At 72.1% G+C, this 13,974-nt stretch carries 12 protein-coding genes; 8 read left to right on the top strand and 4 right to left on the bottom strand.

From position 1 onward, the window contains the following. Positions 1-88: 88 nt before the first annotated feature. Complete coding sequence (locus DR046_RS16730; RefSeq protein ID WP_115383534.1) at positions 89-583, top strand: flavin reductase family protein; 495 nt, start codon at positions 89-91, stop codon at positions 581-583. A gap of 67 nt (positions 584-650) precedes the next feature. On the opposite strand, the gene DR046_RS16725 is transcribed toward DR046_RS16730, so the two are convergent. The 4 genes from DR046_RS16725 to cysS all read right to left on the bottom strand — a co-directional run bounded on the left by DR046_RS16725 (position 651) and on the right by cysS (position 5,272). Continuing rightward, a complete protein-coding gene (locus tag DR046_RS16725) occupies positions 651-1,424 on the bottom strand; it encodes a squalene/phytoene synthase family protein (RefSeq protein WP_115383533.1) in 774 nt (257 codons plus the stop codon). Further along, the gene (locus DR046_RS16720) at positions 1,421-2,143 is read right to left on the bottom strand and encodes a class I SAM-dependent methyltransferase (protein ID WP_115383532.1); all 723 of its coding nucleotides are present in this window, start codon (positions 2,141-2,143) and stop codon (positions 1,421-1,423) included. Before DR046_RS16720 ends, DR046_RS16725 begins: the two co-directional genes overlap by 4 nt. Beyond that, positions 2,140-3,729, bottom strand: coding sequence for a citramalate synthase (cimA, locus tag DR046_RS16715; protein WP_115383531.1), 1,590 nt, complete (start codon positions 3,727-3,729; stop codon positions 2,140-2,142). The genes DR046_RS16720 and cimA overlap by 4 nt, the downstream gene beginning before the upstream one ends. Before the next feature lie 151 nt (positions 3,730-3,880). Further along, positions 3,881-5,272 carry a cysteine--tRNA ligase gene (gene cysS / locus DR046_RS16710; protein ID WP_115383530.1) on the bottom strand — a complete coding sequence of 464 codons (1,392 nt, stop codon included), beginning with the start codon at positions 5,270-5,272 and terminating at the stop codon, positions 3,881-3,883. Positions 5,273-5,479: 207 nt separating this feature from the next. Here cysS and DR046_RS16705 point away from each other — a divergent pair, with 207 nt between their 5' ends. From DR046_RS16705 to DR046_RS16675, 7 genes are all read left to right on the top strand, one after another. Continuing rightward, positions 5,480-6,649 (top strand): pyridoxal phosphate-dependent aminotransferase, encoded by a 1,170-nt coding sequence (locus tag DR046_RS16705; RefSeq protein WP_115383529.1) that lies wholly within the window; start codon positions 5,480-5,482, stop codon positions 6,647-6,649. Then, positions 6,646-7,428 (top strand): isocitrate lyase/PEP mutase family protein, encoded by a 783-nt coding sequence (locus tag DR046_RS16700; protein WP_115383528.1) that lies wholly within the window; start codon positions 6,646-6,648, stop codon positions 7,426-7,428. The genes DR046_RS16705 and DR046_RS16700 overlap by 4 nt, the downstream gene beginning before the upstream one ends. Beyond that, positions 7,425-8,810, top strand: a complete 1,386-nt coding sequence (locus tag DR046_RS16695) for a pyridoxal phosphate-dependent decarboxylase family protein (protein ID WP_115383527.1) — start codon at positions 7,425-7,427, stop codon at positions 8,808-8,810. The genes DR046_RS16700 and DR046_RS16695 overlap by 4 nt, the downstream gene beginning before the upstream one ends. 344 nt (positions 8,811-9,154) lie before the next feature. Then, a complete protein-coding gene (locus DR046_RS16690) occupies positions 9,155-11,599 on the top strand; it encodes a GcvT family protein (protein WP_115383526.1) in 2,445 nt (814 codons plus the stop codon). A gap of 216 nt (positions 11,600-11,815) precedes the next feature. Next, the gene (locus tag DR046_RS16685) at positions 11,816-12,436 is read left to right on the top strand and encodes a nucleotidyltransferase family protein (RefSeq protein ID WP_245190980.1); all 621 of its coding nucleotides are present in this window, start codon (positions 11,816-11,818) and stop codon (positions 12,434-12,436) included. Between the two features lie 51 nt (positions 12,437-12,487). Beyond that, on the top strand, positions 12,488-12,943 hold the full coding sequence (locus tag DR046_RS16680; RefSeq protein WP_115383525.1) for a c-type cytochrome: 456 nt from the start codon (positions 12,488-12,490) through the stop codon (positions 12,941-12,943). A gap of 17 nt (positions 12,944-12,960) precedes the next feature. Further along, complete coding sequence (locus DR046_RS16675) at positions 12,961-13,842, top strand: cytochrome c (protein WP_115383565.1); 882 nt, start codon at positions 12,961-12,963, stop codon at positions 13,840-13,842. Positions 13,843-13,974: the final 132 nt, after the last annotated feature.

The following is a 13,974-nucleotide window of genomic DNA, read 5'->3' as shown; positions in this document are numbered from 1 at the left end:
TCCTCTGCCCCCTGTGCCGCGCGGGCGCGGGGCGGGGCAAGCCCCCTTCTCGCTCGACTCCGGCGCGGGTTCGGCTAGGTGGAGCACCATGGACGATCTCCGCGATGCCTTCATCCAGGCCATGAGCCGCGCCGCCGCCACGGTCAGCGTGGTCACCACCGACGGGCCCGCCGGTCTGGCCGGCGTGACCGTCTCGGCCATGACCAGCGTCAGCGCCGACGGCGCGGCGCCGACGATGCTGATCTGCATCAACAAGGACGCTTCGGCGGCCCGGCCGATCCTCGACAACGGCGTCTTTGCGATCAACGTGCTGGAGGCCGGGCAGCAGCGCATCGCCGATCTCTTCGCCGGGCGCGCCGGCGCCTCGGGGGCGGAGCGCTTCGCCGGGCTGGAGATCGAGACGATGGCCACCGGCGCGCCGATCTTGCCGGGCCTCGCCGCCTTCGACTGCGATCTGCAGGACGTCGATCCGATCGGGACGCATCACGTCATCCTCGGCGCGGTGCGCGCGGTCCGATCCTCCGACACGGGGACGCCGCTGATCTATGGCATGCGCAGCTATCTGCGGGCGGAGCGGGCCTGAGGGCAAGCGCTGGCTGTCTGCTGACAAATCCCTAGCCTAGACGGCGCAGATCTCCTTGCGGCCTCTTTCAGACCCGACCGGTCGCCGCGAGCGCCGCCCGCTCCACCGCGTCGCGCCAGGGCGCGGGCTGGGGCGGTGCGGCGACGGCCGCGTGCGGGTCGCGGATCACGGCGCGCAGCCTGCGCCGGACCCCGGCCAGGACGGCGAGCACGGGGCGTGCGGCGCGGTCGAATCCCGCCGCTCGTGCCTCGCCCAAGGCCTCCAGCCCGGCCTCCGCCAGCGCCCGCATCTCCTCGGCCGGATCGCCATGGGGCAGCGGATGGTGCCCCTTTGTGACCAGCTCCGGCACGGCGCCGAGGAACGACGCCGCGCCCTGCGCCCGCCCCGCCGCGCGCAGCCCCGGCTCGGCATCCGATCCGGCCAGCCGCCCCGCCTGCCACAGCAGCACCCCCGCCGTCGCGTCGAGATAGGCGAGCAGCGCCTCCCGCCCCGCAGGCGCCTCCTTCTCGATATCGGCGCGCCGCGCCTCGATCAGCCCATCGAGCGCACGCGCCGCCTCGGCGTCGAGCGCCGCGGCGAGGGGCGTCACGACCTCGTGCCGCCGGACCGTCCCGCCCTCCGCGATCTCGGCCAGGGCATCGCGCCACCATTGCAGCCGCATTTCGGCGATCAGCGGCTCCTGCGTGACCCAGGGCGCGCGCGCGACCTCCAGGTTGAAGGCGTAGAGCGGCAGCAGGCTGCGCCGCAGCGGCAGGGGCACGGCCATCGCGGCGCGGAAGCGGTCCGGGTCGCCCCGTTGCAACAGGCCCGCGCAGGCCGCGAGATCGGCGTCAAGGCTCATGCCGGGCGGACCACGCGCAGGGCGTAGCCGACGCGGTCGCGCAGGCGGGACCAGTCGGCGGCTTCCCGTCGCGCGGCGGAAATGACCTCGGCCAGCTCCGCGTCCCGGACCCGTTCCAGCAGATCGCAGCGGGCCAGAAGGCCCTGATAATAGGCCTCCCACCCCGCGTCCGGAACGCGGCCCCGTGCGAGCACCGCATGTCCTGCCGCCGTGATTTCGGCGTCGAGGGTCGCTTCGGTGTCCGCCGGCTCGCCACCCCAGAAGGCGGTCGCCTCCGGGTCGTCGGCCCGGGCGGAGACGGGTGCGGAGAAGGCGATGGCCCCGTTCGGCGTCAGCGCCCCGGCCCAATGCCGGAGGCTGGGACCGACGCCGTCGAAATAGATCGCACCCGCCGACCAGATCAGGTCGAAGGGCCCCTCGCTCACCGGATCGGGGCCGCCGTCCCGGCCGATGCCGTGGCCCCGCCTGACCGTGATCGCCGGGTCGTCGAGGCGCAGGGTCGCGGCGATGACCATGCCGAGATCGGGCTCCAGCCCGACGATCCGCCCCTGTGGCGCCGCCCGGCGCAGCGCGACGAGGTCGCCGCCGGAGCCGCAGCCGACATCGCAGATCGCCGCGTCCAGGGGGGTGCCCGCGACCTCGCAGGCCCAGGCGACCTCCGCCTCCGTTCCGGGGCCCTGGCGCGGGATCGGGCCGTAGACGTGGAGAAAGACGCTCATTGCAGGAGCTTCCAGCGCACCGCGTCGAGCAGGGCCTCGAAGCTCGCATCGACGATGTTGGGCGAGACGCCGACCGTGGACCAGCGGCGGCCCTGCCCGTCCTCGTGGTCGATGATGACGCGGGTCACGGCCTCGGTCCCGCCCTGCATGATGCGGACGCGGTAGTCGGTCAGGCGGATGTCGTCGATCTGTTTCTGGTAGCGGCCGAGATCCTTGAAAAGCGCCTTCGACAGCGCATTGACCGGGCCGCGATCGGCGCCGGTCTCGTCCATGCTCTCGGAAACGCTCAGCTTCTTCTCGCCGTCGACCTTCACGACGACGACGGCCTCGGACAGGGTCACCATCTCGTTGTACTTGTTCTTCCGCCGCTCGACGGTGACGCGGTAGCGCTTGACCTCGAAGAACTCGGGCAGCAGGCCCAGCTCCTCGCGGGCCAGCAGCTCGAAGCTCGCCTGCGCGCCGTCGTAGGAATAGCCCTGATCTTCCCGTGCCTTGACCCGGTCGAGGATGCGGCGCAGCGCGGCGTCGTCCTCGCCCGGCAGGCCCGCCTCGGCGAGACGGCGGCGCAGGTTGCTGAGGCCCGCCTGGTTCGACATCGGCACGACGCGCTGGTTGCCGACCGACTCGGGGGGGACATGCTCGTAAGTCCTTGGGTTCTTCAGGATTGCCGAGGCGTGCAGACCCGCCTTGTGCGCGAAGGCCGAGGCGCCGACATAGGCAGCCTCGCGCCGGGGCACGCGGTTAAGGATGTCGTCCAACCGCCTGGAAACCCTCAGCAAATCCTTCAGCTTCTCTTCGGTCACGCCGATCTCGAAGCGGCTGCGCCAGGGGTCCTTCAGCAGGAGCGTCGGGATCAGGCTGACGAGGTTGGCGTTGCCGCAGCGCTCTCCCAGCCCGTTCAGCGTGCCCTGGATCTGGCGGGCACCGGCCGTGACGGCGGCGAGGCTTCCGGCCACGGCCTGCTCGGTGTCGTTATGGGTGTGGATGCCGAGCCTGTCGCCCGGCAGGCCGAGCGCGGCCACCACCTCGGCGATGCGATTCGGCATCGTCCCGCCATTGGTATCGCAGAGCACGGCCCAGCGCGCCCCCGCATCGAGCGCGGCCCGGAGGCATTCGGTCGCATAGGCCGGATCGGCGGCGTGGCCGTCGAAGAAATGCTCCGCGTCGAACAGCGCCTCGCGGCCCTGCGCGACGACATGGGCGACCGAGGCGCGGATGTTCTCGAGGTTCTCGTCGAGCGTGATGCCGAGCGCCGTATCCACATGGAACGGATGGGTTTTCCCGACGAGACAGACCGATTGCGTCTTCGCGTTCAGGACCGCGGCCAGCACGTCGTCGTTCGCGGCCGAGCGGCCCGCGCGCTTGGTCATGCCGAAGGCGGTGAGGGTGGCGCGGGTCTTCGGCGGGTTCTCGAAGAACTCGCTGTCGGTCGGGTTCGCCCCGGGCCAGCCGCCCTCGATATGGTCGACGCCGAGCGCATCGAGCATCGCCGCGATCTCGGCCTTCTCGGAGGCCGAGAACTGCACGCCCTGCGTCTGCTGCCCGTCCCGCAGGGTCGTGTCGTAGAGGTAGAGGCGTTCGGTCATCGCGTCGGAAATCCACGGGTGATGCACGGGTGACGGACGGGTGATCCGCGTCGGACGTGGCGCGGCCTGCGCCCGTTAACGGAATCTTCACGTCTGGCGTGCCAGGTGGTCCGAACAGAACGGGAACGGAGGGTATTGGAGATGCGGGCGGTCATGCTTCGGCCTCCTCGTCGCGGGCGATCGAGTGGAGCGCCTTCGAGTCGAAATCGTCGTTGGGGACGAGGTCGATCCCGTCACTCGACATGCGGACGTCGATTCCGGCCCGGGTCAGCGCCGTCTTCATCGCGTCCAGGCGGGAAAAGTCGCGGTTCTCCTTCGCCCAGGCGCGCATCCGCACGAGTTGGGTCTCCTTCTCGATGAGGAGCGAACGGTCCGCTCCGTCGGCAGGCCCCTGGCGGTGCCAGTCCCCGAGCTCCTCGGTCAGCAGGCCGAGCATCCGGGCGGTCGCCTTCAGCATCGTGGCGTCCCCGGCATGGGCAAGCTGATGCATCTCGGCGATGGCGCCGGGCGTGTTCAGGTCGTTGCGCAATTCCTGAAGCGCCGGTTCGTAGAGGTCGCCCTCGGTCACGCCCGCCGTCAGGTCTCGCCAGCGGCGGAGAACCTTGGTCGCCTCGCGCGCCTTCTCCTCCGTCCAGTCCATCGGCTTGGAATAATGCGTGGACAGGAACACGAAACGGATCACCTCGCCCGGCACGCCCCGGTCGAGCAGGTCGCGGACGGTGAAGAAGTTGCCGAGGGACTTCGACATCTTCCGGCCTTCGACAAGCAGCATCTCGTTGTGGAGCCACACCTGCGCGAACCCCGCGCCGGGGTCGGCGCAGCAGCTTTGGGCGCGTTCGTTCTCGTGATGCGGGAACATCAGGTCGTTGCCGCCGCCGTGGATGTCGAAGCTGGTGCCAAGCAGCGCCTTGGACATGGCCGAGCATTCGATGTGCCAGCCCGGACGGCCTCGCCCCCAGGGGCTGTCCCAGCCGGGGGTGTCGGCATTCGAGGGCTTCCACAGGACGAAGTCCATCGCATCGCGCTTGTAGGGGGCGACCTCGACCCGGGCGCCGGCGATCATGTCGTCGATCGAGCGGCCGGAGAGCGCGCCGTAGTCCGGGTAGCTCGCGACCGAGAAGAGGACGTGGCCCTCGGCCCCGTAAGCATGGCCGCGTGCGATCAGGGTCTCGATCATCGCGATCATCTGCGAAATGTAGTCGGTCGCCCGGGGCTCCTCGTCGGGGGGCAGGTTCCCCAGGGCGGCCATGTCCTCGTGGAACCAGCCGGTCGTCTCGGCGGTGATGTCCTCGATGCTGCGGCCCGTCTCGGCGGCGCGGGCGTTGATCTTGTCCTCGACGTCGGTGACGTTGCGCACATAGGTCACGCGCGGCCAGTCATGGCGCAGCAGCCGCGCCAGCACGTCGAACAGGATCACGTTGCGCGCGTTGCCCAGATGCGCGCGGTCGTAGACCGTCGGCCCGCAGAGATAGAGCCGCACGTGATCGGGGTCGAGCGGGCGGAACGGCTCGACCCGGCGAGTGGCGGAGTTGCGGAGGCGCATCTCGGGGGGCACGGCGGCTCTCTCCTGTTCTGGCGGGAGGGTGGCCGGGCGCAGGGCAGACCACCGAAGGCCCGCCGATCCGTTGGTCAGCGGGCGCGAGGGATGCAGCGGATGCAGATCGCGCGGGTCATGGCGGCGGGGCTAGCACGCGCCCCGCCACGGGGCAACCGTTTGACAGCGGCGCGCGGCAGGTGTCCGGTGCGCGCCATGACACATCTCTCCGACAGGATTCGAGGCATCGCGCCGGGCGGCGACGACGGCTGGGGCATCTTCCACAAGGCGCGCGCGCTGGAGGAAGCGGGCGTGGCGCTGGTCAACCTGACCGTCGGCGACCACGATATCGGGACGGACCCTGCGATCCTTCAGGCGATGGACCGGGCCGCCCGGGGCGGCGCCACCGGCTATGCCGCGCTCTACGGCATCCCGGCCCTGCGCGCCGCCATCGCCGACCGGATCGCCGCGCGGACCGGCGTCGCGACCGCGCCGGAGAACGTGCTGGTGACGGTGGGCGGTCAGGCGGCGCTGTTCTACGCGGTGATGGCGGCGGCCGGGGACGGGGGACGGGTCCTCTTCCCCGACCCCTTCTACGCGACCTATCCGGGCACGGTCCGCGCGGCGGGCGGCGTGCCGGTCCCCGTCGCGACGCGGGCCGAAACCGGGTTCCAGCCCGAGGCCGATGCCCTGCGCGCGGCGGGCGAGGCGTCGGCGATCCTCGTCAACACGCCCAACAACCCGACCGGCGCGGTCTATTCGCGCGAGACGCTGGAGGGCGTGGCCGCGGTCGCCCGGGAGGGCGGCATTTGGGTGATCTCGGACGAGGTCTACGACACCCAGCTCTGGGCCGGGGAGCATCTTTCGCCCCGCGCGCTGCCAGGCATGGAGGACCGCTGCCTCGTCATCGGCTCGATGTCGAAGTCCCATGCCATGACCGGCAGCCGGATCGGCTGGCTGGTCGGACCCGCGGATGCCATCGAGGCGGCGGGCGCGGCGGCCGTGCACACGACCTATGGCGTCGCGGGCTTCGTGCAGGCTGCGGCGCTGTCGGCGCTGGGCCTGGGCGAGGATTTCGAGGCGCAGGTCGCCGCCCCGTTCCGCGCGCGCCGCGACGCCTGCCTCGCAGCCCTCGAGGGCGGGCCGGTCGGGGCCGTGCCCTCGGGCGGGGCGATGTATCTGATGCTCGACATCCGGGCGGCGGGCCTTCCGGCGCCGGCCTTCGCCGAGCGCCTGCTGGACGAACGGCGGATCGCGGTCATGCCGGGCGACAGCTTCGGGCGCGCGGCGGAAGGGCATTTGCGGATCGCGCTGACGCGGCCCGAGGCGGACCTGACGGCGGCGATCCGGGAGATCGCGGCGATGGTGGAGGAAAGAGCGGCATGACCTTCCTGGAGATGCACCGCAAGGGCGCGCCCTTCGTGCTGGCCAATGCCTGGGACGTGGGGTCGGCCCGGATGCTGGCCGCGATGGGGGCGCAGGCGGTGGCGACGTCCTCGGCGGGCTATGCCTTCACGCGGGGCAAGGCCGACACGGAGATCGGGCGGGCTGAGGCCATCGCCCATGGGCGCGAGCTGGTCGAGGCCGTCGGCGTGCCGGTCTCGGCGGACCTGGAGGACGGCTACGGCGCCTCGCCCGAGGACTGCGCCGAGACGGTGCGGCAGGCCGCCGAGGCGGGGCTCGCCGGGTGCTGCATCGAGGACGTGTCGGCCGCGCGCGAGGCTTACGGCTTCGACCTCGCCGTGGACCGGATGCGCGCGGCGGTCGAGGCCGCCCCCGCGGGTTTCGTCTTCTGCGCCCGCGCCGACGGGGTGATGCACGGGCTCTACGACCTGGACGAGGCGATCCGGCGATTGCAGGCCTTCGAGGCGGTGGGGGCGCATGTCCTCTACTGCCCCGTCCCGGGCGAGCCGGAGGCCTTGCGGCGGATCGTCGAGGCGGCCGCGGCGCCGGTCAACGCGCTCTGCGTCGGGCCGCTGGCCCGGCTGTCGCTGGGCGAGTTCGGGGCGATCGGGGTCGCGCGGGTCTCGCTCGGCTCGGCGCTGGCGCGGGCGACGCAGCGGCTGATCCTAGAGGCCGGAGGCGCGGCGCTGGCCGGGGACTTCACCGGCCTCGGCGGCCCGGGCGCCGAGATCGACGCGCTGGTCGCGAAGGGCGCCGCGTGAGGCACGACGACCTGCCCGCCTGGTCGGCCCGCGCCGCCGCCTGGATCCGCGACTACCATGCCGGGCTGCGCGACCGGCCGGTGCGCGCGCAGGTGAGGCCGGGCGAACTGCTCTCCGCCCTGCCCCGCGCCGCGCCCGAGGCGGCCGAGCCGCCCGAGGAGATCTTCGCCGATTTCGAGCGGCTGATCCCCGGCGCGCTGACCCATTGGCAGCATCCCCGCTTCTTCGCCTATTTCCCCGCCAACGCCGCGCCTGCCTCGATCCTGGCGGAGCAGCTGATCGCGGGGATCGGGGCGCAGGGGATGCTGTGGCAGACCTCTCCGGCGGCCACCGAGCTGGAGCAGGCGATGATCGGCTGGCTGGTGCGGGCGACGGGCATGCCCGAGGGCTGGACCGGGACGATCCACGATTCGGCGACGGTCGCGACGCTCTGCGCGGTGCTGACGATGCGCGAGAAGGCGCTGGGCTTCGAGGGGCTGACCGAGGGGCTGTCGGGGGCGCCGCGGCTGCGGCTCTATGCCAGCGCGCAGACCCACAGCTCGGTCGACAAGGCGGCGCGGCTTTCGGGGATCGGGCAGGCGAACCTGGTGAAGGTGCCGACCCGGGACGACCTGTCGATGGACCCCGCTGCGCTGGAGGCGGCCATCGAGGCGGACCTCGCCGCCGGCTACACCCCCTGCGGCGTGGTCTTCTGCGCGGGCGGCACGGCGGTCGGCGCCTTCGACGATATCGCCGCCTGCCTTCCCGTCGCCCGCGCCCACGGGTTGCCGACCCATGTCGACGCGGCCTGGGCGGGGTCCGCGCTTGTCTGCCCGGAGTTCCGGCCGTTGATGGCGGGGGCCGAGGAGTGCGACTCCCTCGTCTTCAACCCGCACAAGTGGATGGGCGCGCAGTTCGACTGCGCGGTGCAGCTTCTGCGCGACCCGACCGACCAGGTCCGGACGCTGGGGCTGCGCCCGGACTATCTGCAGACGCCTGGCGAGAGCGCTGTGACGGATTTCAACGAATGGACCGTGCCGCTGGGCCGCCGGATGCGGGCGCTGAAGCTCTGGTTCGTGCTGCGGGCCTACGGGCTGGAGGGGGTGCGGGCGCGGCTGCGCGACCACGTCGCCTGGACCGCGCGGCTCTGCGAGGCGCTCCGGGCGGAGCCCGGGATCGAGATCGTGACCGAGCCGCGCCTGTCGCTCTTCTCCTTCGCGCTGGCGGAGGGGGACGCGGCGACCGAGGCGCTGCTGACACGCATCAACGCGGAGGGGCGGGTCTACCTCACCCAGACCCGCCACGCGGGCCGCTTCGTCATCCGCTTCACCTGCGGAACCTGGGACTGCACCGAGGCGGATGTGATGGTGGTGCGGGACGTCCTGCGGGCGTCGCGACCCTAGGCGGGCCGCAGGCGTCGCCTTCCCGACGCGCCTTGGGACGCAGACGCGATGGCAGGCGGGGTCGCCTGGCAGGACGGTGCGCCTCCGGCGGGGATATTTCCGGAGGGGAGAATAAGGGGCGCAGCTCTTCGTCCTTGCGCGGACATCTCCGCCAAGGCTCCCGACCCTTCCCGCCGGCCCGGCGGCCATCGTGGACGGGCTGCCGCCGAAGCCGGGGGTCCGGGGGGCGTCCCCCGGCCCGCTGCGGGAAGAGGGACGGAAAACGACCTCGGGCCGTCGCAAGACGACGGGTCCGCCCGGACTCGCCGCGTAGCGTTTCCCAAGGACGGCAGGGAGCACGGGACATGCAGGATACGGCGCGGGTCGTGGTGATCGGGGGCGGCGTGGTGGGGTGCTCGGTGCTCTATCACCTCGCCAAGGGGGGCTGGACCGACGTCCTTCTGCTGGAGCGGTCGGAGCTGACCTCCGGCTCGACCTGGCACGCGGCGGGCGGATGCCACACGATCAACGGCGACCCGAATGTCGCGAAGCTGCAGAAATACACGATCGAGCTCTACCGCGAGATCGAGGAGCTGTCGGGCCAGGCCACCGGCTTCCACATGACCGGCGGGGTGCTGCTGGCTTCGACGCCCGAGCGGTTCGACTGGCTCAAGACCACCGCCGCGGCCGCGCGGATGAACGGGATCGAGGCCGAGATCGTCACCCCGAAGGAAGCCGCCGAGGCCTTTCCGCTGATGGACCCGTCCAAATTCGTCGGCGCGGTGCGCACGCAGGTCGACGGCCATCTCGACCCTTCGGGCGTGACCTACGCCTATGCGAAGTCGGCGCGGAAGCTGGGCGCGCGCGTCGAGACCCACACCAGGGTCGACGCGATCCTGCGGGCGGGCCCGAAGCCCGGCGACGGCTGGATCGTGCGGACAGCGAAGGGTGATGTGCGCTGTGACCATGTGGTGAACGCGGGCGGGCTCTGGGCGCGGGAGGTCGGGCGCATGGTCGGGATCGAGCTGCCGGTGCTGGCCATGGAGCACATGTACCTGCTGACCGAGGACATGCCCGAGGTGGCCGAGATCAACCGCTCCACCGGCAAGGAGGTGATCCATGCCGTCGATTTCGACGGGGAGCTGTATCTGCGCCAGGAACGCGGCGGGATGCTGATGGGCACCTATGAGAAGGCGGGCGTGCCCTGGTCCCCGCGCGAGACCCCGTGGGAGTTCGGGCACGAGCTGTTGCAGCCCGACATCGACCGAATCGCCCCCAGCCTGGAGGTGGGGTTCGAGCACTTCCCGGCCTTCCAGACGGCCGGGATCAAGCAGATCATCAACGGCCCCTTCACCTTCGCCCCGGACGGCAATCCGCTGGTCGGCCCGGTCCGCGGCCTGCCCGGCTTCTGGTCGGCCTGCGGGGTGATGGCGGGGTTCAGCCAGGGGGGCGGCGTGGGGCTCGCCCTGTCGAACTGGATGATCCAGGGCGATCCGGGCTTCGACGTCTGGGCCATGGACGTCGCGCGCTACGGCGACTGGGCGACGCTGAGCTACACGAACCCGAAGGTGCAGGAGAACTATTCCCGCCGCTTCTCGATCCGCTTCCCCAACGAGGAGCTGACCGCCGCCCGCCCCCACAAGACCACGCCGATCCACGACCGGATGCTGTCGCTCGGCGCGCAGATGGGGGCCAGCTGGGGGCTGGAGGTGCCGCTCTGGTTCTCGCCGGACGGGACGCGCGACGTCTTCTCCTGGCGGCGCTCGACCGATTTCCCGCATGTGGCCGAGGAAGTCCGGGCCTGCCGCGATGGCGTGGGCCTGATGGAGACCTCCGGCTTCTCGAAGTTCATGGTCCGCGGGCCCGGGGCCCGGGCCTTCCTCGACCGGGTGCTTGCCTGCCGGATCCCCGCGCCGGGGCGGATGACGCTGGCGCCGATGCTGAAGGAGGACGGCAAGCTGCAGGGGGACCTGACCGTCTCCTGCCTGCCCGGCCTCGGCGGAGAGGAGTTCCTGCTGGTGGGCTCCGGCATGGCGGAGGTGTTCTATGCGCGCTGGTTCGAGCGGTTCCTGCCCGCCGACGGCTCGGTCTCGCTGGAGGTCGTGGGGCTGGGGCTGGTCGGCCTGTCGGTCGCGGGGCCGAAGTCGCGAGAATTGATGGAGGCGGTGACGGGTCAGGACCTGTCGAACGAGGCGATGCGCTTCATGTCCGTGCGGCGGATGGATGTCGGGATGGCCCCGGCCATCGTCGGGCGGGTCAGCTTCACCGGCGACCTGGGCTACGAGATCTGGATGCGGCCGGAATACCAGCGGGCGGTCTTCGACCTTCTGCTTTCGGCCGGGGCGCCGCTGGGGCTGAAGCCCTTCGGCCTGCGCGCCCTGAACGCGATGCGGCTGGAGAAGAATTACGGCGGCTGGGGCTCGGAATACCGGCCGCTCTACGGGCCGGTCGAGGCCGGGCTCGACCGCTTCGTCGCCTGGTCCAAGGAGGCGGAGTTCGTCGGCAAGGAAGCCGCGCTGGCCGAGCGGGACGAGGGCGGCGCCAAGCGCCTGCGCAGCTTCATCGTCGAGGCCACCGACGCCGACGTCATGCATGACGAGCCGATCTGGCTGGCCGGCGAGCGCGTGGGCCACGTCACCTCGGGCGGGTTCGCGCATCATTCGGGCGTGTCGATGGCGCTGGGCTATGTCGACCGCGCGGTGGCCGATGCCGAGGGCCCCTGGACGATCGAGCTGCTGGGCGAGCATCTGCCGGCCCGGCTGCAGCACGCGCCCCTTTTCGACGCCAACGGGGCGCGCCAGAGGGGGTGAGCGGGCACCTTGGAAAAGGTCCAGTGGACCTTTTCGCCCGCGAACGGGCGGAGCCCCCGGGCACCTTGGAAAAGGTCCAGTGGACCTTTTCGCCCTCCGGAGCTTTCGTTCCGAAATCTTGGGGAACGGGCGGAGCCCCGGAACGCAGCGCGCGCGGCGCTGGCGGGGCGGTCGGGACCCGGGTAGGCCTGCCCCCGTGAGTTGGGCGGGGGCGCGGTGATCTTGACGGACGGGGAGGAGCGGGCGCGGCCTGCGGTCCTGGTGCTGGCGGCGGGGGCGTCGTCGCGGATGCGCGGCGGCGACAAGCTGCTGGAGGAGGTAGACGGGACGCCGCTGATCCTGCGGGCGGTGCGCGCGGCCTGTGCGGTGTCGGACGAGGTGATCGTCGCCCTGCCCGCGGGCGACCGCGTCCGGCGGGCCTGGCTGGGCGATCTGCCGGCCCGGCCGGTCGAGGTGGCGGAGCGTGCGATGGCGGCCTCGATCCGGGCCGGGGTCGCGGGCTGCCGCTCGGACGCGCTGCTGGTGCATCTGGCCGACATGCCCGAGATCGGCGCGGCGGAGCTGGAGACCCTGGCCGCGGCCTGGACGCGCGGGCGCGCGACGATCCTGCGCGCCGCGTCCGCCGAGGGCGTGCCGGGCCAGCCGGTGGTCTTCGACCGCGCCCTGTTCGGCGAACTGGCAGCGCTGGAGGGCGACGGGGGCGCGAAGCCGGTGCTCGCGCGGCACGGCGCCGAGACCGTCGCGCTGCCCGGGCGGGCGGCGCTGATCGATCTCGACACGCCCGAGGACTGGGCGGCGTGGCGCGAGGCACGAAAGGCGGGGCGAAACGTGATTTGACGTGGCGTCGGATCGTCGCATCATCCGGAACGCCACAACCGGAGCCTCGCCATGAAACTTCTCCCTCTCGCCGCCGCCGCCATCGTCGTGGGCAGCACCGTCGCGCTCGCCCAGGGGGACGTCCCCGCCGCGGTCAAGGCGCGCCAGGGCCAGATGCAGATCCAGTCGCACGCGATCTCGATTCTGGGCGGCATGGCCCGTGGCAACATGGAGTATGACGCCGAACTGGCCTCTCAGGCGGCGCAGGACCTGCGGGCGGTCTCCATGCTGTCGGTCGACCTGCTCTGGCCCGAGGGAACCTCCACCGAGGAGGTCCAGGGGACGCGCGCCCTGCCCGCCATCTGGTCGGACTGGGAGGGCTTCCTGGACGACTGGGAGGCGTTCAACGCGGCCGTGGATGCGGTCGAGGCCGCCGCGCCGAACGGGCTGGAGGCGCTGCAACCCGCCATCGGCACCCTGGGCCAGAGCTGCGGCGCCTGCCACGACGACTTCCGCCAGTCGAACTGAGCGCCCCCGTGCGGGCGGTGCCACTGATCGGCGCGGTGCTGGTGATCGGCGCCGCCGCCGGCTTCTGGCTGACGGGGGCGCGGGGTCTCGGCGCCGAGGCGCAGGCCGCCATCGCCGCCGCGCCCGGCGATGCCGAGGCCGGGCGGCTGGTCTTCCACGCCGCCGGCTGCGCCTCCTGCCATACGGCGGAGGGCGCGGAGTGGAGCGAGACGCCCGTCCTGTCGGGGGGGCAGACCTTCGCGACCGAGTTCGGGACGTTCCGCGCCCCGAACGTCTCGATGCATCCGGAGGCCGGAATCGGCGGCTGGACGCTGGCGCAGTTCGCCGACGCGGTGCAGGCCGGGGTCTCGCCGGAGGGCACGCATTACTACCCGGCCTTCCCCTACGGAGCCTATCGCCTTGCCACGCCGCAGGACGTGGCCGATCTCTGGGCGTTCTGGCAGGGCCTGCCCGCCTCCGAGGCCGAGAGCCTGCCCCACGACCTGCGCTTCCCGTTCTCGATCCGGCGCGGGGTCGGGGTCTGGAAGCTGGCCGCGCTGCCCGAGAGCTGGTTCAGCGAGACGCCTGGGGGGGACCCGGCGGCAGCGCGGGGGCAATACCTGGCCGAGGCGCTGGCCCATTGCGGCGAATGTCACAGCCCGCGCGACGCGCTGGGCGGGATCGACAGGGGCGCCTGGCTGGAAGGCGCGCCGAACCCGTCCGGCAGCGGCAACATCCCCGGCATCACCCGCGACCAGCTGGGCTGGAGCGCGGACGAGATCGCCAACTATCTCAACGACGGGTTCACGCCCGAGTTCGACAGCGCGGGCGGGCACATGGCGCGGGTGGTGCTGAATCTGAGCCGCCTGCCGGCGGAGGACCGGGAGGCCATCGCGGCCTATCTGATGCAGGTCGAGTGAGCGCGCGCCCTCTTGCCGGACCCGCGGAGGGCCGGGAGTCTGATGCGTTCCACCCGCCTGCGCGGCGGGCCGCCCGCCTCCTGCGCCCGGCGCGGCGGCGCTTGACCGGCGCGCGCTCCTCGGCATAGGGTC

Source organism: Jannaschia formosa, from assembly GCF_003340555.1.
Taxonomy (GTDB): domain Bacteria; phylum Pseudomonadota; class Alphaproteobacteria; order Rhodobacterales; family Rhodobacteraceae; genus Jannaschia; species Jannaschia formosa.
The sequence above is the reverse complement of the archived record's forward strand: the minus strand, read 5'-3'. Positions and strand labels throughout refer to the sequence as shown.